Genomic DNA, 16642 nt, shown 5'->3' on the forward strand with positions numbered 1-16642 from the left:
AATTCTCCGAGTAAGCTCTGCGCCTTCTCAGAAATGTCATACGCAGGAAATATCTCGATGCTGAAGCGCATTCTGCTCGCATGGCTAGGCTGCGGCCTGCTTCTGGCCAGTGCGGCAAGGGCTGAAACGGATTCTTCGGACTACAGCGTGGTGCTGCTCACCGAGAACTTCCCTCCCTACAACATGGCCATCAACGGCAAGAACTTCGCCCAGGAAGACAGCATCGACGGCATCGCCGTGGATATCGTCAAGGAGATGTTCAAGCGTGCCGGCGTGCAGTACAGCCTGACCCTGCGCTTCCCCTGGGATCGCATCTACAAGCTGGCGCTGGAGAAGCCCGGCTACGGCGTGTTCGTCACCGCGCGCCTGCCCGAGCGCGAGAGCCAGTTCAAATGGGTCGGCCCGATCGGTCCGGACGACTGGGTCCTGCTGGCCAAGGCCGACAGCCCCATCGCCCTCAATAACCTGGATGAAGCGAAGAAATACCGCGTCGGCGCCTACAAGGGCGATGCCATGGCCCAGTACCTCGGCGAGCATGGCTTCGAGCCGGTGCTGGCGCTGCGTGACCAGGAGAATGCCGCCAAGCTGCGCGACGGTCAGATCGACCTCTGGGCCAGCGGTGACCCGGCGGGCCGCTACCTGGCCAAGCAGGTGGGCGTCACCGGCCTGAAGACCGTGCTGCGCTTCAACAGCGACCAGCTGTTCCTCGCACTGAACCGCGAGACTCCGGATGCCGTGGTGCAGAAGCTGCAGTCGGCGCTGGACAAGATGCGCGCCGAAGGCTTCGTCGACGACGTGCTCAACAGTTACCTGTAACACCCGAAGGCCGGCCACTCGCCGGCCTTCGTGTTTGGCGCCGACATCCCTCGGCGCCGGTTTTGCCACGGAAGGCAGACGAGCGAAGTATTCCGTCCCCCCTGCAGGGATGCCGCAAGCCCAATAACGATAACCAAGCGAGCGGTATGACCATGCTGAAAGTCCTGATCAAGACCCTTACCCTGGGTCTGTTGCTGGGGGCCGCCACGGCCCGCGCCGAGTTGCCCGCCGATTACAAGATGGTGCTGCTCACCGAGAACTTCCCGCCGTTCAACATGGCGGTGGATGACAAGAACTTCGCCCGTGACGATGGTATCGACGGCATCAGCGCCGACATCGTCCGCGAGATGTTCAAGCGCGCCGGCATCCAGTACAGCCTGAGCCTGCGTTTCCCCTGGGATCGCCTGTACAAGCTGACCCTCGACAAGTCCGACTACGGGCTGTTCTCCACCACCTACACCCCTGAGCGCGTGCCGCTGTTCAAATGGGTCGGGCCGATCGCCAAGACCCACTGGGTCCTGCTCGCGCCGCCGGGCAGCTCGATCAAGGTGAAGGACCTCAAGGACGCCGCCAAGTACAAGCTCGGCGCCTACAAGAACGACGCAGTCAGCCAGAACCTGGAGAGCCAGGGCATTCCGGTGCTCAACGCGCTGCGTGACCAGGAAAACGTGAAGAAGCTGACCACCGGCGAGATCGACCTGTGGGCGACCACCGACCCGGTGGGTCGCTACCTGGCCAAGCAGGAAGGCGTGTCCGGCCTGCAGACCGTGTTGCGCTTCAACGAGGCGCAGCTGTACCTGGCGATCAACAAGGACACTCCGGACGAGGTGGTGGCGAAGCTGCAGAAGGCGCTGGACGAAATGCGCGCCGATGGCTTCATCGAGCAGGCGACCAATAACTATCTGTAGGCCTGCAGTCCGGGCGCCCAGGCCTGACTGCTCTTGGTAGGAGCGAGCTTGCTCGCGAACCGCTCTCGGAAACTCCGGTGCCGGGGCTGTTCGCGAGCAAGAACTAGGCGTCCCCCTCGCTCCTACGAAAAGCCCGCGTCTAGCGGTAAATTCCGTTCTGCCCATGCCCCGCCATGGCGCGGTTGCCGCGCTCGGCGATCATCAGCGACGGCTGCACCAGCTCGAAGCCCTGGGCCTTCAGGGTCGGCAGCACGCGCTTGAGCACCGCCAGGGTCGCCGGCTTCGGGTGGCCGATCATCACCACCGTGCCCTGCTTGCGCGCCAGTTTCAGGCCGCGCTGCATCTGCTCCATCACCGCCGCTTCGCTCGGATCGTCGTCGAGGAAAACGTCCCGCGACAGGCTGGCGAGGCCGATCTTCTGTGCCTCGGCAGCAGCCACGGTGGCAGCGCTGGTGCGGCTGTCGAGCAGGAACAGGTGGCGCCGCTGCAGCTCAGCAGCCAGCCAGGCCATGGCCGGGCGGTCGGCGGTCATGCGGCTGCCTTCATGGTTGTTCACACCCTGCACGTAGGGCACTTTCGCCAGCGCGGCGTCGAGACGGCGCGCGCGCTCTTCCTGGGTCAGTTCCGGGGTCCAGGCGTAACCACCGCCGGCCGGGTCCATCGGCATGTGCAGCATCACGGTGCGCCCGCGCTGGTGCGCCTCGCGTGCCAATTCGGCGGCGTGGGGTGTATCGGGGATGATCGCCAGGGCGATGGCGGGGGAGATGTCGAGCACCTGGCGGTCGCGCGCCAGGTTCTGCCCGAGGTCGTCGATGACGATGCTGACCAGCGGCTTGCCGCCGTCCGGCCGGGGCGCGGCAGCCACCGGCAGGCACAGCAGCGCGCCCAGGCACAGGCCGAAAAGCAGCCGGGCCGGGCGCATCGGTCAGTTGTTGCCGCGGCTGACGCTGAGTCCTTTCAGCAGGCTGAGGGCTTGGCTGAGCTGGTAGTCGCCATCCTGCGGGCGATCCACCGGCGGTTTGCCGGAAGTGGTCGGACGGTCCTGGCCGCCATTGCCGTTGGCCAGGTGGCCCTGCAGGTCCGCTTCCTTGAAGCCGTCGAATTCGCTCTTCTCGCGGGTTACCTTGGCGCGTTCCACCTCGATGTCCGGGGTGATGCCCTGGGCCTGGATGGAGCGGCCATTGGGGGTGTAGTACAGCGCGGTGGTGAGCTTCAGGGCGCGGTCGTTGTTCAGCGGAAGCACCGTCTGTACCGAGCCCTTGCCGAAGCTGTCGGTGCCCATGAGGATCGCGCGCTTCTGGTCCTGCAGGGCGCCGGCGACGATCTCCGCCGCCGAGGCGCTGCCGCCGTTGATCAGCACCACCAGCGGGACGCCGTCGCTCGGGTCGGCCGGGTCGGCGGAGAAGCGCAGCTCGGAGTTCGGGATGCGGCCCTTGGTGTAGACGATCAGGCCCTTGGTGAGGAAGGCGTCAGCCACTTCCACCGCGGACTGCAGCACGCCGCCGGGGTTGTTGCGCAGGTCCAGCACAATGCCCTTGAGCTTGCCCTTGTTGTCATTGCGCAGCTTGGACAGCGCCTTGACGGTCTCCTCGCCGGTGTTCACCTGGAACTGGGTGATGCGCAGGTAGCCGTAGCCCGGTTCGAGCAGCTGGCTCTTCACGCTCTTGACCTTGATGACGGCGCGCTTGAGGGTGACGTCGAACGGCTTGCCGCCGCCGCGCACGATGGTCAGGGTGATGGGCGAGCCGGCCTTGCCGCGCATGCTGTCCACCGCCTCGTTCATCGACTGGCCCTTGGTCGGCTTGCCGTCGATCTTGACGATCAGGTCGCCCGGCTGGATGCCGGCGTTGGCGGCGGGGGTGTCGTCGATCGGCGAGATCACCTTGACGAAGCCATCCTCGCTGCCGACCTCGATGCCCAGGCCGCCGAATTCACCGCTGGTGCTTTCCTGCAGTTCGGCGAACTCTTCCGGGCCGAGGTAGGCGGAGTGCGGATCGAGGTTGCTGAGCATGCCCTTGATGGCATTTTCCAGCAGCGTCTTGTCGTCCACCGGTTCGACGTAAGCCGCCTTCACCCGGTCCAGGACCTCGGCAAAGGTGCGCAGCTCGTCGAGCGGCAGCGGAGCCTCCTTGCCGTTGGCCGCAGGGGATGCGGCCGGCGCGTCGGCGGCCTGGACCGCACCGACGCCGAGCAGCAAGGCCAGGGCCAGGGTAGTGAGACGGAAAGCTTGCGACATGTTTGGCTCCTAATGCGTGATCGCCGCTTATCCCTGCGTGCGACACCAGGTCGAAGGGTCCGCCGGGCGGCCCTGATGGCGAATGGCAAAATACACCGCCGGGGTACTCTGACCCCCGCTGGCTCCCACGGTTGCAATGGGATCGCCTGCTTTGACGGTATCGCCGGCGTCCTTCAGAAGACTTTGATTATGCCCATAAAGGCTGAGGTAGCCACCACCGTGGTCGAGAATGACCAGCAGGCCTGAGCCGCGCAGCCAGTCGGCGAACACCACGCGGCCGCCATGCACGGCGCGCACGGTACTGCCGGCGTTGGCGCCGATCAGCACGCCATCCCAGGTGGCGCGGGGGTCGTCGCCGCGCGGGCTGCCGTAGCGCGCCAGCACGCGGCCATCCACCGGCCAGGGCAGCTTGCCCTTGGTGGCGGCGAAGGCGCCGCCGAAGCCGGAGCCGCTGGAAACCAGCGGGCCGCTGTAGTCGGGGCGCCTGGAGGGCGTTGCGGGCTTCTCGCCGCGCGTGGCCAGCTCCTGCTCGCGCTTGACCCGCTCGCGCTCGGCGGCCAGGGCGCGCTGGCGCGCTTCCTCGGCTTCGCGGGCCTGGCGGGCGAGGGTTTCCTCGATGGTCTTGAGGACCTTGTTCAGGTCGTCCTGGCTCTGCTCGCGGTCCTTGAGCTTGCTGCTGCCGTCCTTCAGGTCGCTGTTGAGCTTGGCCAGGGTCTCCTGGCGCGCCTTGCGGGCGTCGGCCAGCTCCTGGCGGCGGGCTTCGAGGGCGGTCTGCTGGGCGACCTGCTCGTCCTTCTGCGAGGTGATTTCCTGTTCGACGTTGCTCAGCTGGCGCAGGGTCTCGTTGAAGGCCGAGAGCTGCTCCAGGCGCGCCTTGTTGATGTAGTCGTAGTAGGTGAGGGTGCGGCTGAACTTCTCGGGGTGTTCCTGGTTCAGCAGCAGCTTGAGGTATTCCTGGCGGCCGCTCTGGTAGGCGGCGCGGGCCTGGATGGCGATCAGGCGCTGCTGCTCAAGGCGTGCGCCCTGGAGTTTTTTTTTCTCCGAATCGAGGCGCTGGAGCTCTTCCTCGTTCTTCTTCATCTCGTCCTGGATCTGCCTGATCTGCTTTTCCAGGTCGCCCATCTGGGTTTCGGTGGACTTGAGCTGCTTCTGCACCCCGGACTTCTCGTCCTGGATGTTCTTCAGGTTCTTCTTCAGCTCATTGATGTCTTTCTGCGTCTGCTCCAGCTGACGTTGGGCGTCGGCACGTTCGTCGGCAACGACCGCGAGCGGGCTCAGGAGGCAGATCAGCAGCAGCGGGAGGAGGGCGCGGGGCATTGGGCGGCGGGCACCTGGATTCTGGACCGGGCTAGTATGCCCGTGGCGGGCGCTAAAAAAAACGCCCCAGGCCGCATGGCGTGGGGCGTTTGCTCTGACCGACGGGAGATGGCTCACGTTCCCGCGCAATCGTCGTCCTTAAAGGAGGGTGACGATCGATTTGCCGGTCATCTCTTTGGGCTGTTCCAGACCCATCAGATTCAGCAGGGTCGGGGCCACGTCGGCGAGCACGCCGCCCTCGCGGATGCTGACCTTGCGCTTGCCGACGTAGACGAAAGGCACCGGCTCGCAGGTGTGCGCGGTGTGCGCCTGGCCGGTCATCGCGTCTTCCATCTGCTCGACGTTGCCGTGGTCGGCGGTGATCAGGGCTTCGCCGCCGACCTTGTCCAGCGCCTCGACGATCCGACCGACGCAGGTATCCAGGCACTCGACGGCTTTCACCGCGGCCTCGAACACGCCGGTGTGGCCGACCATGTCGCCGTTGGCGTAGTTGACGATGATCACGTCGAAGCGCTGGTTCTCGATGGCGTCAACGATCCGGTCGGTGACTTCAGGCGCGCTCATTTCCGGCTGCAGGTCATAGGTGGCGACCTTGGGCGATGGGATGAGGATGCGTTCTTCGCCTTCGAACGGCTCTTCGCGGCCGCCGGAGAAGAAGAAGGTCACGTGGGCGTACTTTTCGGTCTCGGCGATGCGCAGCTGGGTCTTGCCGTTCTTGGCCAGGTACTCGCCCAGGACGTTGTCCAGGGATTCGGGCTTGAATGCGCTGGGTGCCGGGATGCTCGCCGCGTACTGGGTGAGCATCACGTACTGCGCCAGGTGCAGCTCGCGCTGGCGCGGGAACTCCTTGAAGCCTGGCTCGACGAAGGCGCGCGACAGTTCGCGGGCGCGGTCGGCACGGAAGTTCATGAAGACCACGGCGTCGCCGTCTTCCACACGCACCTGCTCGCCAATGCGCGTGGCCTTGACGAATTCGTCGCTCTCGCCGCGCTCATAGGCGGCGTTCAGCGCGCCCACGGCGGTGTCGGCGGTGAATTCGGCGGTGCCGTCGGTGATCAGGTTGTAGGCGGCTTCGACACGGTCCCAGCGATTGTCGCGGTCCATGGCGAAGTAGCGGCCGATGATGCTGGCGGTGCGGCCTTTGCCGATGCGGGCGAAGGCGTCGTCGAGCAGCTTCAGCGAAGGCTCGGCGCTCTTGGGCGGGGTGTCGCGGCCGTCGAGGAAGGCGTGCAGGTAGATCTTCTGCGCGCCACGCTGCGCGGCCAGTTCGGCCATGGCGATCAGGTGGTCCTGGTGGCTGTGCACGCCGCCATCGGAGAGCAGGCCGAGGATGTGCACGGCCTTGCCGGCACCCGCTGCCTTGTCGACGGCGCCGGTCAGTACCGGGTTCTGGAAGAACTCGCCGTCGCGGATGGCCTTGGTGACGCGGGTGAAATCCTGGTAGACGACACGGCCGGCGCCCAGGTTCATGTGGCCTACCTCGGAATTGCCCATCTGGCCGTCGGGCAGGCCGACGTCCATGCCCGAGCCGGAGATCAGGCCGTTCGGCTGGCTGGCCAGCAGGCGGTCCCAGTTGGGCTTCTTCGCGGCGTAGATGGCATTGAATTCAGGGCTATCGCTATGGCCGAAGCCGTCCAGGATGATCAGGACCAGCGGTTTGCGCGTTGCAGTCATAGGTACGGCTCTTTCCGAGAATAGGGGTCAGAAAAGGACCGACATTTTACCGGTTGGTGCCGACAGACGCCATGATTGGCAGGGTTCAGCCGTCAGATACGCGCGTGTATACTGGCCGGCATTTTTACGTCTGGATGTCCTGCGCATGTCTTCGTTTCTTCCTCGTCTGATCGAATTCGCCACCAACCACTACCTGCTGGTCGGTGCCCTGGTCATCCTGCTGGTGCTGCTGGCCCTGCACGAAATGCGCAAGGGCGGCCGCGCGTTGTCCACCCGCGAGCTGACCGCCATGGTCAACGCCGAGCAGGCCGTGGTGCTGGATATCCGTCCGACCAAGGAGTTCGCCACCGGCCATATCGTCGGCGCCCTGAACATCCCGGCGGACAAGCTGAACGCGCGCCTGAGCGAGCTGGACAAACACAAGGCCAAGACCATCATCGTGGTCGACGGCATGGGCCAGCATTCGGGCACCTGGTGCAGCGTGCTGCAGAAGGCCGGCTACACCGCCGCCAAGCTCTCCGGCGGCATCGGCAGCTGGCGTGGCGACAACCTGCCTCTGGTGAAGTGAGATGTCGTCGACCTTGATCTACACCAGCGCGTGGTGCCCTTATTGCATCCGCGCCAAGGCCCTGCTGGACAAGAAGGGCGTCGCCTACGAGGAAATCTCCGTGGACGGCAAGCCTGGCGTGCGCGCCGAGATGGCCAGCAAGGCGGGTCGGACTTCAGTGCCGCAGATCTGGATCGACGGAACCCACATCGGCGGCTGCGACGATCTTTACGCGCTGGAACGCGCGGGCAAGCTGGATACGCTGCTCTCGGCGTAATTCCTCATTCTGAAACGATGCACAAGAAGGTCCCGAAATGACTGAACAAGCCAGCAACGGCGCAGCCGAACAAGACAACAACCCGCAGTTCTCGCTGCAGCGCATCTACGTGCGTGACCTCTCCTTCGAGGCCCCCAAGGCTCCGGAAATCTTCCGTCAGGAGTGGCAGCCGAGCATCGCCATGGACCTCAACACCCGTCAGAAGCAGCTGGACGGCGACTTCTACGAAGTGGTCCTGACCGTTTCGGTGACCGTGAAGAACAACGAGGAAACCGCTTTCATCGTTGAAGTGCAGCAGGCTGGCATCTTCCTGATCAAGGGCCTGGACGCGTCCAGCATGAGCCACACCCTGGGTGCCTTCTGCCCGAACATCCTCTTCCCGTACGCCCGCGAAACCCTGGACAGCCTGGTTGTCCGTGGTTCGTTCCCGGCGCTGATGCTGTCCCCGGTGAACTTCGATGCGCTGTACGCGCAGGAAATCGCCCGCATGCAGGCATCCGGCGAGATCCCGGCCCAGTAAGCACTGACGCCGAACGAGAAAGGCGCCTTCGGGCGCCTTTTTCTTTGCCTGCGATTTTGGGGTGATCGATTTTTGATCAGGTCTGCGCGTGCTGCGTGGCTCCTGGCTCAGGCACGCTTATCCACAGGCTGTTCCAGTATTTGCTCAGGGTTGCTGTGGGTAAGGGCCGCGCGTTCAAGTTTGGTGCATGCGCACTAGCAGGGCGCAGCGGGCGGCGCGGCAGGGAGGCCCTGGGAGCCCCGTTTTAGAGGCCGGCGTGCGCTGCTTCGAGCGTTTGTGGAGATCCCTGGAAGCGCCTGGTTACGGGGCTTTCAGCCAGCCAGGGCGCGGCTTGTGACTGAGGCGGAATACTCGGCGAGCAATCTTGGCACGCCCTCTGCAATACCTCTGATAACAGCGATTTCAGGGGCCTCGGTACAGGCAGGCTGGGGAACCCCTCTTTTACAACTTGCGAGCGTGCCGTCCGAAGCGGTGGCCGTCGCAGCCGGTTCGGGGGTCCTGGTACAGGCAGGCCGGGAAAGCCCCCTTTTTATGCCCGCAGGCGCGCTAAGGCGAGCCGCGCACCCGTTAGGGGTCCTGGTACAGGCAGGCCGGGTAAACCCCTCTTTTATGCCCGCGAGCCTCCTTTCGGAGGGTTCGCTTCCCGCTTCGGGGCCCCGGACCAGGCAGGCCGGGAAAACCCCGCTTTTATTCGGGCCGCGCGCTGATGGTCAGGCGCCACCGGCCCCCGACCTCGGCGCTGTCCCAGTTGCCCTGCAGGCGCCGGGTCGACAGCAGCGTCAGCAGAACCCCGCGCTCCCTTGGTTCCAGCTTCCAGCGCACCGGCGCATCGCCGATCCGCAACTGGCCCTGCTGCGCGTTGCCGCTGGCCTCGATCTGCACGGCCAGGGCGCCGTCCAGATGGCCGGCGCGAACGGCGGGCTGCGCGTCCAGAGTGACTACCAATCCATCGGCAGAAGGCTCTACCGCAAGGATCTGCGGGGGGCCCTCGTGTGGCGGATTCACCAGGCGGCCAAGCATCAGTCCCAGCAGCAGGCCGAGCACGCACAGCGAAACCAGCACCTTCAACCAGGGCCTTGGCCGCATTTGCTCCTTGGCGGGGGTAGAATGCCCGCCGTTCTCAGGCTCGGAGCGCTGCATGTTCCACGTAATCCTTTTTCAACCGGAAATCCCCCCAAACACCGGCAACATTATCAGGCTGTGCGCCAACGCGGGTTGCAGCCTGCACCTGATCGAGCCGCTGGGCTTCGAGCTGGACGACAAGCGTCTGCGTCGCGCCGGGCTGGATTACCACGAGTACGCCAGCGTGCGCCGTTATGCGAGCCTGGAAGAGTGCCTGGAGCAGCTCGGCCAGCCGCGCCTGTTCGCGTTCACCACCAAGGGGTCGCAGCCGTTCCACGAAGTGGCCTATGAGCGTGGCGACGCTTTCCTGTTCGGCCCGGAAAGCCGTGGCCTGCCGGAAGAAGTGCGCGACGCCCTGCCACCGGAACAGCGCGTGCGCCTGCCGATGCGCCCCGGTTGCCGCAGCCTGAACCTGTCCAACACCGTGGCCGTGACTGTCTATGAAGCCTGGCGTCAGCACGGCTTTGCGATGGATTGAGCGTTTTCTGATCGATTCGCGCAAACCCGCGCGGGGCGGGGAGCGCAGCGGCTTGCCCCAAGCTTATCCACAGGCGGGCACACAGTGGATGTGGGCAAGCCGGAAATTCCTGCACAGAAACCACGCAAACCTCCAGACCGCGCGTGCTCTGGGCTGTAGCACGTTCCTTCCCCGTTCCGTGCACAGTGTTATCCACAGGTTCTGGGGATAGATGTTGCCGGGATATGACCGCGTTCAGCCTGCGCAGCCCTTGGGCCAGGGGCGTTTTTGAGGAGCGCCGCGCAAGAAAAAAGGGGCCTTCTGGCCCCTTTCTCGTGGAAGGACGTCAGTCCTCGCCGTCGTCGTCCGGGCCGTCGATCTTCATGCCCAGTTCCTTGATCTTGCGGGTCAGGGTATTGCGGCCCCAGCCCAGCAGCACGGCGGCATCGCGGCGGCGGCCGGCGGTGTGCTTGAGCGCGGTCTCGATCATGATCCGTTCGAAAGCTGGAACGGCGGTATCCAGCAGGCTGGACTGCCCGCGGCCCAGCGCCTGGTCGGCCCAGTGGCGCAGGGCCTGCTCCCAGTTGGCGGCCGGTACGTTGTCCTGCGGCTGGGTCATCAGCTCCGGCGGCAGGTCATCGATGTGCACCTCGCGGCCGGAAGCCATGACGGTGATCCAGCGGCAGGTGTTCTCCAGCTGGCGCACGTTGCCCGGCCAGCCAAGGTTCTTCAGGTATTCCTCGGTTTCCGGCTTGAGCAGCTTGGGCTCCACCGCCAGTTCCTGCGCGGCGCGGGAGAGGAAGTGCCGGGCCAGCGCGGGGATGTCTTCGCGGCGGTCGGCCAGGCGCGGGATGTGCACGCGGATGACGTTCAGGCGGTGGAACAGGTCTTCGCGGAACTTGCCCTCGCGCACCAGGTTTTCCAGGTTCTGGTGAGTCGCGGCGATGATCCGTACGTCCACCTTCACCGGGGTGTGGCCACCCACGCGGTAGAACTCGCCGTCTGCCAGTACGCGCAGCAGGCGGGTCTGGGTGTCGGCCGGCATGTCGCCGATCTCGTCGAGGAACAGCGAGCCGCCGTCGGCCTGCTCGAAGCGGCCGCGGCGCTGGTTGGCCGCGCCGGTGAAGGCGCCTTTTTCATGGCCGAACAGCTCGGACTCCATCAGGTCCTTCGGGATCGCCGCCATGTTCAGGGCGATGAACGGCGAGGCCGCGCGAGGGCTGTGGCGGTGCAGGGCATGGGCAACCAGTTCCTTGCCGGTGCCGGACTCGCCGTTGATCAGCACGGTGATGTTGGAGTGCGAGAGGCGGCCGATGGCGCGGAACACCTCCTGCATCGCCGGCGCCTCGCCGATGATCTCCGGGGTGCGCGTCTGGTTGGTCGGCGCTTCCAGGCCCTGCTGCTCCTGGGCGTGCTGGTTGGCGCGCTTGACCAGGGAGACCGCCTCGTCGACGTCGAAGGGCTTGGGCAGGTACTCGAAGGCACCGCCCTGGTAGGAGGCCACGGCGCTGTCCAGGTCCGAGTGCGCGGTCATGATGATCACCGGCAGGCGCGGGTGCACCTCGCGGATCTGCGCCAGCAGGTCGAGGCCGCTGGAACCGGGCATGCGGATGTCGGAGATGATCACGTCCGGCTGCTGCCGGCCCAGCCGGCTCATGACGCTGTCGGCGCTGTCGAAGCTGACGGTGGTCATGCCTTCCTGTTGCAGGGCTTTTTCCAGTACCCAGCGGATGGAGCGGTCGTCGTCGACGATCCAGACGGTCTCTGATCGGCTCATGGTCAATGCACTCCTTGTTCCAGGGGCAGGAACAGACTGAATACGGTGTGGCCCGGATGGCTTTCGCATTCGATCAAGCCCTGGTGCTGGCTGATGATGTTCTGGGTAATCGCGAGGCCCAGGCCGGTGCCGTCGGCACGGCCGCTGACCATCGGATAGAAGATGGTGTCCTGCAGTTCGGCCGGTATGCCTGGGCCGTTGTCGATGATCTCCACCTTGCACACCAGGCGATGGCGAGTGTGGCCGATGGTGAACTGGCGCAGGGTGCGGGTGCGCAGGGTGATGCGCCCCAGCTTGAGTTCGTTCTGCGCGGCGATCGCCTGCATGGCGTTGCGCACGATGTTGAGCACGGCCTGGATCATCTGCTCGCGGTCGATCAGCAGGTCAGGGATGCTCGGGTCGTAGTCGCGCACCAGCGGAATGCTGCCCTGGGTCTCGGCCTCCACCAGGCTGCAGACGCGTTCCAGCACTTCGTGGACATTGGTCACCGAGAGCTGCGGCAGCTTGTTCGAGCCGAGCATGCGGTCCACCAGGTTCCTCAGGCGGTCGGCTTCTTCGATGATGACGTTGGTGTAGTCCTTGAGCGATTCCTCCGGCAGCTCGCGGGAAAGCAGCTGCGCCGCGCCGCGAATGCCGCCCAGCGGATTCTTGATCTCGTGGGCCAGGCCGCGCACCAGCAGCTTGGTGGTTTCCTGCTTGGACAGCTGCGCCTCTTCCTTGGTGATCCGCAGCAGTCGGTCGCGCGGGTGGACTTCCAGCAGCAGCAGGGTGTCGCGACGGTCGAGGATCGGCGTCACCGCGTAGTCCACGGTGATGGTCTGACCGGTCAGCGAGGTCAGGCTCGCCTCGCGCTTGGTGAAGGGGTGCGCCTCCTCCACCGCCTGGCGCAGCGACTGCAGTGCTTCGGGCGATTCGGTGAACAGCTCGCTGATGAACTGCCCGTGGCTGCGCTGGCCGCTGACCGCCAGCAGCATTTCCGCCGCCGGGTTCATGTACTCCAGGCGCAGCTCGGCATTGAGCAGGATCACCGCCGTGGTGAGGTTGTCGAGCAACAGGCGGAGCTGGGTTTCTGTAGGCATGGCGTAAGAGATGTCCCAAGACTGTGCGGGAAAATGCAAAAAGCAAACCAGGCCCTGAAAAGACGCGTATTTCGCGGCATCGCGCTGATTTGCGGTGCGCAAGCTGCCGATCCGGTCAGTCGGAGTGACCCGAAATGGGGAGAGTATAGAAAGTGGTGCAGGCGTATGCACCGATATGGTGCATTTGTGCCTGGCCGCACGCCGCGTCAGCGGTTGGCGGCGGCGAGCGGGTGGGTAGTCTCCAGATCGGCCGCTTCGGCCACGGAAACGCGGAACATGTGGAAGGGCTGGCTGGGCGTCTGCTCGATGGTGCGGCCGAGGGTGTCGATGATCTCTACCGAAAGCTGGTGGGTGCCCCGGTCGATGTTGTTCAGCGGGAACACCGGGCTGCGGCCGGGCTCGCCCACGGGCTTGCCGTCCAGCAGCAGGCGGTAGAGATGCCCGGGCAGCAGGGCCGGGTCGCTGGTGGCAGAGACGATCAGCGCGCCGTCATTGGCTCGCACGGTGGCATCGGGCTCCGGCACGATGATGCGCAGCAGCTGGTAGGCCGGTGGGCCGGGTGGCAACTCGGGTGTGGCCGGTGCGTAGAGCGGTGGCGGCATGCGCACGCCGTTGGGCGAGCCGGGTTGGGAATTGATCGGCGCCAGCTGCAGCTTCTGCGCGTTGCCGCGCGGCGGCTGATCGGTGAAGACGCGATTACCTTCCTTGTCGATGTAGGTGTAGACCTCGGCGCTGGCTGACAGGCAGAACAGCGCCGACAACAGGGTCACCGACAAGAGAGTCACCAGATAGCGCATGGTCAGCCGCCCGTCCTGGGCTGGACCTTGGGCCGTTGCGGGCTGTTGGTGCTGATGCGTTGCAGGGTGAAGTTCACCGGCGCGCTGGCCTGGATCACACGGCTGCCCTGCAGTACCTGGACCGCCAGGGTATGGTCGCCACGGTCGAGGCTCTGCAGGCCAATGCTGGTGCTGCTGGTCGGTGTGCCATAGGGCTGGCCGTCGAGCACGAGTTGCAGTTGATGGCCGCCAGCCAGGGCGGGCTGCACCACGACATTGACGATGAAGGTGCCGTTGTTCTGCCGCAGTGATTCGTCGTCCGGCAGGTTGCTCAGGGCGAGAATCGCGTAGGCGTTGCTGGCCTGGTTCGCAGTGCCGCTGTCGGCGGGCACTGCGACCGGACCTTGCGGGCCGACGGTGTTGGTCGGCGGCAGCTCCACGGGCTTGGCGTCGACATTGGTCGGCGGCTGGTTGGTGAACACCGTCTTGCCGTTGGCGTCGGTGTACTTGTAGATCTGCGCGCTGGCAGGCAATGCGGCGGCGAGCAGCAGGGCGGTGAGGATCAGGCGCATGAAGAATCTCCGGATGGTCATGCCAAGCCTTGCACCGCCGACGGCGGCTGGCAAGTTGCCTATTGTCTTTCAGCGGGGCGCCGCGCGTTGTGCGCTGCTGCTCGTGGGGGGACCTTTCCTGCGTGGGACGGGTCCGAGCCTGGCGCCGGCGTCTGTATGATGCGGGCAAGCGTGATTGTCCATGTTGGTGGGGTATGCCTGTGAGTCCGATTCGTTACCTGCTTCGTCAGTGGCTGCTGCTGTGCTGCCTGGGCCTCGGCTTGTCCGTCGCCGGGCCAGCGCTGGCGGCGCTTCCCGGGCCCCTGGCCGGGGTGACGGGAGGTGGCGAGGCGAAGGTCAGCGATGCCCAGCTGGAGCAGTCGCTGAACCAGGTGATCAAGACCCTGGAGAATGACCAGCAGCGCGCCGACCTGCTGAAGAAACTCAAGCAGTTGCGCGACGCCACGCAGAAGAGTTCCGAGGACCAGGGCGGAGTGCTCGGCCTGATCGGCGATACACTGGGTAGCCTGGAGCGCCAGTTCGAGGGCGCCAACAGCCCGGTGGTGCGCTGGAGTGAGCTGTTCCAGGGCGCCGGCTTTGAGCTCGACGCCCGCACCCCGTCGCTGGCGGAATGGCCGGGGATGATCCTCGATTTCGCCCTGGTCATCCTCATCTGGGCCTGCGTCGCGCTCGGCCTGCGCTGGATCGCCGGGCGCATGCGCAAGCGCTTCGGCCTGGAGGGCGAGCTGCCGCAACACCCCAAGACCCGCGACCTGCTGCTGTTCGCCCTGCGCAAGCTCGGTCCCTGGCTGGTGGCCTTCCTGATCACCGTCTACCTGTCCCTGGTGCTGCCCAGCTCGCTCGGCAAGCTGGTGGCGATGGTGATCGCCTACACCCTGGTGTGCGGCACGCTGTTCTCCGCGCTGTGCGTGATCTCCCTGTCGCTGCTCAGCGGCCCGCACCGCATGCGTGCGCTGGACATCCTGCGCCGCCGCGCCTTCCGTCCGCTCTGGCTGATCGGCAGCCTCGCGGCGCTGGGTGAAGTGATGCACGACCCGCGCGTCATCGAGAGCCTGGGGATGAACATCTCGCTGTTTGTCGGTTCCGTGGCGAACATCTGTGCCGCGCTGCTCACTGCACTGTTCGTCCTGCAGTTCCGCCGGCCCATCGCCCACCTGATCCGCAACCAGCCGCTGGAGCGTCGCCTCAAGCGCCGGGGCCTGAGCGACCTGGTGGAGCTGATCGGCTCGATCTGGTTCCTGCCGGTGCTGGTGCTGGTGGGCATCTCGCTGTTCGCCACCATCGTCACCGCCGGCGACAGCAGCTACGCCCTGCGCCGCGCCCTGGTCTGCGCTGCCGTTGCGGTGGTGGCGATGACCGTCAACGGCCTGATCCGCCGCGCCCACCAGCGCTCCGCGCGGCGCGGTGCGCGTCGCCATGCGCCGTACATCGAGCAGTTGCAGAGCTTCGGCTACACGCTGCTGCACATCGGCAGCCTGCTGTTCTTCCTGGAGATTGGCTTGCGCGTCTGGGGCATGTCGCTGGTGCGTTTCGCCGAAGGCGACGGCTCGCAGATCAGCCTCAAGCTGTTCAGCTTTGGTACCACCCTGCTCGTTGCCTGGCTGGTCTGGATTCTTACCGACACCGCGGTGCAGCACAGCCTCGGCCTGGGCGGCAAGAAGAGCGCCAACGCCCGCGCGCTGACCATGCTGCCACTGATCCGCAACGTGCTGTTCGTGACCATCGCGGTGATCGCGCTGATCGTTGCGCTGGCCAACATGGGCATGAACGTCACGCCGCTGCTTGCCGGTGCCGGTGTCATCGGCCTGGCCATCGGCTTTGGTGCGCAATCGCTGGTGGCGGACCTGATCACCGGCCTGTTCATCATCATCGAGGACTCGCTGTCCATCGACGACTACGTCGACGTCGGCGGCCACCTCGGCACGGTGGAGGGCCTGACCATCCGCACCGTGCGCCTGCGCGACCTGGACGGCGTGGTGCACACCATCCCGTTCAGCGAGATCAAGAGCATCAAGAACTACTCGCGGCAGTTCGGCTACGCCATGTTCCGCTGGCCGGTGCCGGCGAGCATGCCGATCGACGACGCGCTGGCGCTGGTCAAGGAAGTCTCCGGCGAGCTGCGCGGCGACCGCACCATCAACCGCGCCATCTGGTCGCCGCTGGAAATCCAGGGCATCGAGAGCTTCGACGCCGGCCAGGCGATCCTGCGCTTCCGCTTCAAGACCGCGCCGATCCGCCAGTGGGAAGTGCAGCGTGCCTTCAATCTGCGCCTGCGGCAAAAGCTCGACAAGGCCGGGCTGGAGCTCTCCATGCCGCGCCTGAACGTGCAGCTCTCGCGCATGCGCAAATCGCGCCGCGAGGACGACGAGGAGCAGGGCGTGCCGGCGGACGGCGGGATCTGATCCAACTGCTTTTCGTAGGAGCAAGCTCGCTCCTACAGGTCGGTGACGCCGCGCTCGCCTGTAAGAGCGGGCCATGCCCGCGATCGCGCGCATGAGGCGCTCCTGCAAAGGCGCCTGCGCGCTTTCCTGAGCCCATAAAAAAGGCCTCCCGAAGGAGGCCTT

At 65.6% G+C, this 16642-nt stretch carries 16 protein-coding genes; 7 read left to right on the top strand and 9 right to left on the bottom strand.

Going from position 1 to position 16642, the window contains the following annotated elements; translation table 11 throughout:
- Window positions 1-60: 60 nt before the first annotated feature.
- Window positions 61-816 (top strand): substrate-binding periplasmic protein, encoded by a 756-nt coding sequence (locus tag IB255_RS16310; protein WP_405307450.1) that lies wholly within the window; start codon window positions 61-63, stop codon window positions 814-816.
- Between the two features lie 152 nt (window positions 817-968).
- Window positions 969-1724: a substrate-binding periplasmic protein gene (locus IB255_RS16315; protein ID WP_081515775.1), complete on the top strand. Its 756-nt coding sequence runs from the start codon at window positions 969-971 to the stop codon at window positions 1722-1724.
- A 139-nt stretch (window positions 1725-1863) separates the two neighbouring features.
- Here the strand turns inward: IB255_RS16315 and IB255_RS16320 are convergent, their stop codons facing one another.
- The 4 genes from IB255_RS16320 to gpmI form a co-directional block, all read right to left on the bottom strand.
- On the bottom strand, window positions 1864-2646 hold the full coding sequence (locus tag IB255_RS16320) for a divergent polysaccharide deacetylase family protein (protein ID WP_081515342.1): 783 nt from the start codon (window positions 2644-2646) through the stop codon (window positions 1864-1866).
- A 3-nt stretch (window positions 2647-2649) separates the two neighbouring features.
- Window positions 2650-3960 carry a S41 family peptidase gene (locus IB255_RS16325; protein WP_081515343.1) on the bottom strand — a complete coding sequence of 437 codons (1311 nt, stop codon included), beginning with the start codon at window positions 3958-3960 and terminating at the stop codon, window positions 2650-2652.
- A gap of 27 nt (window positions 3961-3987) precedes the next feature.
- Window positions 3988-5277 carry a murein hydrolase activator EnvC family protein gene (locus tag IB255_RS16330; RefSeq protein WP_081515344.1) on the bottom strand — a complete coding sequence of 430 codons (1290 nt, stop codon included), beginning with the start codon at window positions 5275-5277 and terminating at the stop codon, window positions 3988-3990.
- Between the two features lie 138 nt (window positions 5278-5415).
- Window positions 5416-6951, bottom strand: a complete 1536-nt coding sequence (gene gpmI, locus IB255_RS16335; RefSeq protein WP_081515345.1) for a 2,3-bisphosphoglycerate-independent phosphoglycerate mutase — start codon at window positions 6949-6951, stop codon at window positions 5416-5418.
- Between the two features lie 145 nt (window positions 6952-7096).
- On the opposite strand from gpmI, the gene IB255_RS16340 reads away from it, so the two are divergent.
- The 3 genes from IB255_RS16340 to secB are packed head-to-tail and all read left to right on the top strand — an operon-like array spanning window position 7097 to window position 8295.
- Complete coding sequence (locus tag IB255_RS16340) at window positions 7097-7519, top strand: rhodanese-like domain-containing protein (RefSeq protein ID WP_081515346.1); 423 nt, start codon at window positions 7097-7099, stop codon at window positions 7517-7519.
- Window position 7520: 1 nt separating this feature from the next.
- Complete coding sequence (grxC, locus tag IB255_RS16345; RefSeq protein WP_045215790.1) at window positions 7521-7775, top strand: glutaredoxin 3; 255 nt, start codon at window positions 7521-7523, stop codon at window positions 7773-7775.
- A 37-nt stretch (window positions 7776-7812) separates the two neighbouring features.
- Window positions 7813-8295, top strand: coding sequence for a protein-export chaperone SecB (gene secB, locus IB255_RS16350; RefSeq protein ID WP_017517171.1), 483 nt, complete (start codon window positions 7813-7815; stop codon window positions 8293-8295).
- A 687-nt stretch (window positions 8296-8982) separates the two neighbouring features.
- On the opposite strand, the gene IB255_RS16355 is transcribed toward secB, so the two are convergent.
- A complete protein-coding gene (locus IB255_RS16355; protein WP_081515347.1) occupies window positions 8983-9435 on the bottom strand; it encodes a hypothetical protein in 453 nt (150 codons plus the stop codon).
- Here IB255_RS16355 and trmL point away from each other — a divergent pair.
- Window positions 9434-9895, top strand: a complete 462-nt coding sequence (gene trmL, locus IB255_RS16360; protein ID WP_081515348.1) for a tRNA (uridine(34)/cytosine(34)/5-carboxymethylaminomethyluridine(34)-2'-O)-methyltransferase TrmL — start codon at window positions 9434-9436, stop codon at window positions 9893-9895. The two genes, IB255_RS16355 and trmL, sit on opposite strands and share 2 nt — an antisense overlap.
- 325 nt (window positions 9896-10220) lie before the next feature.
- On the opposite strand, the gene ntrC is transcribed toward trmL, so the two are convergent.
- The 4 genes from ntrC to IB255_RS16380 form a co-directional block, all read right to left on the bottom strand.
- Window positions 10221-11651: a two-component system response regulator NtrC gene (gene ntrC, locus IB255_RS16365; protein ID WP_081515349.1), complete on the bottom strand. Its 1431-nt coding sequence runs from the start codon at window positions 11649-11651 to the stop codon at window positions 10221-10223.
- A 2-nt stretch (window positions 11652-11653) separates the two neighbouring features.
- Window positions 11654-12730 carry a nitrogen regulation protein NR(II) gene (glnL, locus tag IB255_RS16370; RefSeq protein ID WP_081515350.1) on the bottom strand — a complete coding sequence of 359 codons (1077 nt, stop codon included), beginning with the start codon at window positions 12728-12730 and terminating at the stop codon, window positions 11654-11656.
- Between the two features lie 206 nt (window positions 12731-12936).
- A complete protein-coding gene (locus IB255_RS16375; protein ID WP_192210564.1) occupies window positions 12937-13527 on the bottom strand; it encodes a DUF4124 domain-containing protein in 591 nt (196 codons plus the stop codon).
- Between the two features lie 2 nt (window positions 13528-13529).
- Window positions 13530-14078, bottom strand: a complete 549-nt coding sequence (locus IB255_RS16380) for a DUF4124 domain-containing protein (RefSeq protein WP_081515351.1) — start codon at window positions 14076-14078, stop codon at window positions 13530-13532.
- A 194-nt stretch (window positions 14079-14272) separates the two neighbouring features.
- Between IB255_RS16380 and IB255_RS16385 the strand changes: the two genes are divergently transcribed.
- Window positions 14273-16480, top strand: a complete 2208-nt coding sequence (locus tag IB255_RS16385) for a mechanosensitive ion channel family protein (protein WP_081515352.1) — start codon at window positions 14273-14275, stop codon at window positions 16478-16480.
- The last annotated feature ends 162 nt before the right edge of the window (window positions 16481-16642 follow it).

The organism is Pseudomonas sp. PDM22 (assembly GCF_014851965.1).
Classification (GTDB): Bacteria; Pseudomonadota; Gammaproteobacteria; order Pseudomonadales; family Pseudomonadaceae; genus Pseudomonas.

Coding starts and splice junctions, on each gene's coding strand:
- IB255_RS16315 (WP_081515775.1), top strand. CDS start 969: ATGCTGAAAGTCCTGATCAAGACCCTTACCCTGGGTCTGTTGCTGGGG.
- IB255_RS16320 (WP_081515342.1), bottom strand. CDS start 2,646: ATGCGCCCGGCCCGGCTGCTTTTCGGCCTGTGCCTGGGCGCGCTGCTG.
- IB255_RS16325 (WP_081515343.1), bottom strand. CDS start 3,960: ATGTCGCAAGCTTTCCGTCTCACTACCCTGGCCCTGGCCTTGCTGCTC.
- IB255_RS16330 (WP_081515344.1), bottom strand. CDS start 5,277: ATGCCCCGCGCCCTCCTCCCGCTGCTGCTGATCTGCCTCCTGAGCCCG.
- gpmI (WP_081515345.1), bottom strand. CDS start 6,951: ATGACTGCAACGCGCAAACCGCTGGTCCTGATCATCCTGGACGGCTTC.
- IB255_RS16340 (WP_081515346.1), top strand. CDS start 7,097: ATGTCTTCGTTTCTTCCTCGTCTGATCGAATTCGCCACCAACCACTAC.
- grxC (WP_045215790.1), top strand. CDS start 7,521: ATGTCGTCGACCTTGATCTACACCAGCGCGTGGTGCCCTTATTGCATC.
- secB (WP_017517171.1), top strand. CDS start 7,813: ATGACTGAACAAGCCAGCAACGGCGCAGCCGAACAAGACAACAACCCG.
- trmL (WP_081515348.1), top strand. CDS start 9,434: ATGTTCCACGTAATCCTTTTTCAACCGGAAATCCCCCCAAACACCGGC.
- IB255_RS16355 (WP_081515347.1), bottom strand. CDS start 9,435: ATGCAGCGCTCCGAGCCTGAGAACGGCGGGCATTCTACCCCCGCCAAG.
- ntrC (WP_081515349.1), bottom strand. CDS start 11,651: ATGAGCCGATCAGAGACCGTCTGGATCGTCGACGACGACCGCTCCATC.
- glnL (WP_081515350.1), bottom strand. CDS start 12,730: ATGCCTACAGAAACCCAGCTCCGCCTGTTGCTCGACAACCTCACCACG.
- IB255_RS16375 (WP_192210564.1), bottom strand. CDS start 13,527: ATGCGCTATCTGGTGACTCTCTTGTCGGTGACCCTGTTGTCGGCGCTG.
- IB255_RS16380 (WP_081515351.1), bottom strand. CDS start 14,078: ATGCGCCTGATCCTCACCGCCCTGCTGCTCGCCGCCGCATTGCCTGCC.
- IB255_RS16385 (WP_081515352.1), top strand. CDS start 14,273: ATGCCTGTGAGTCCGATTCGTTACCTGCTTCGTCAGTGGCTGCTGCTG.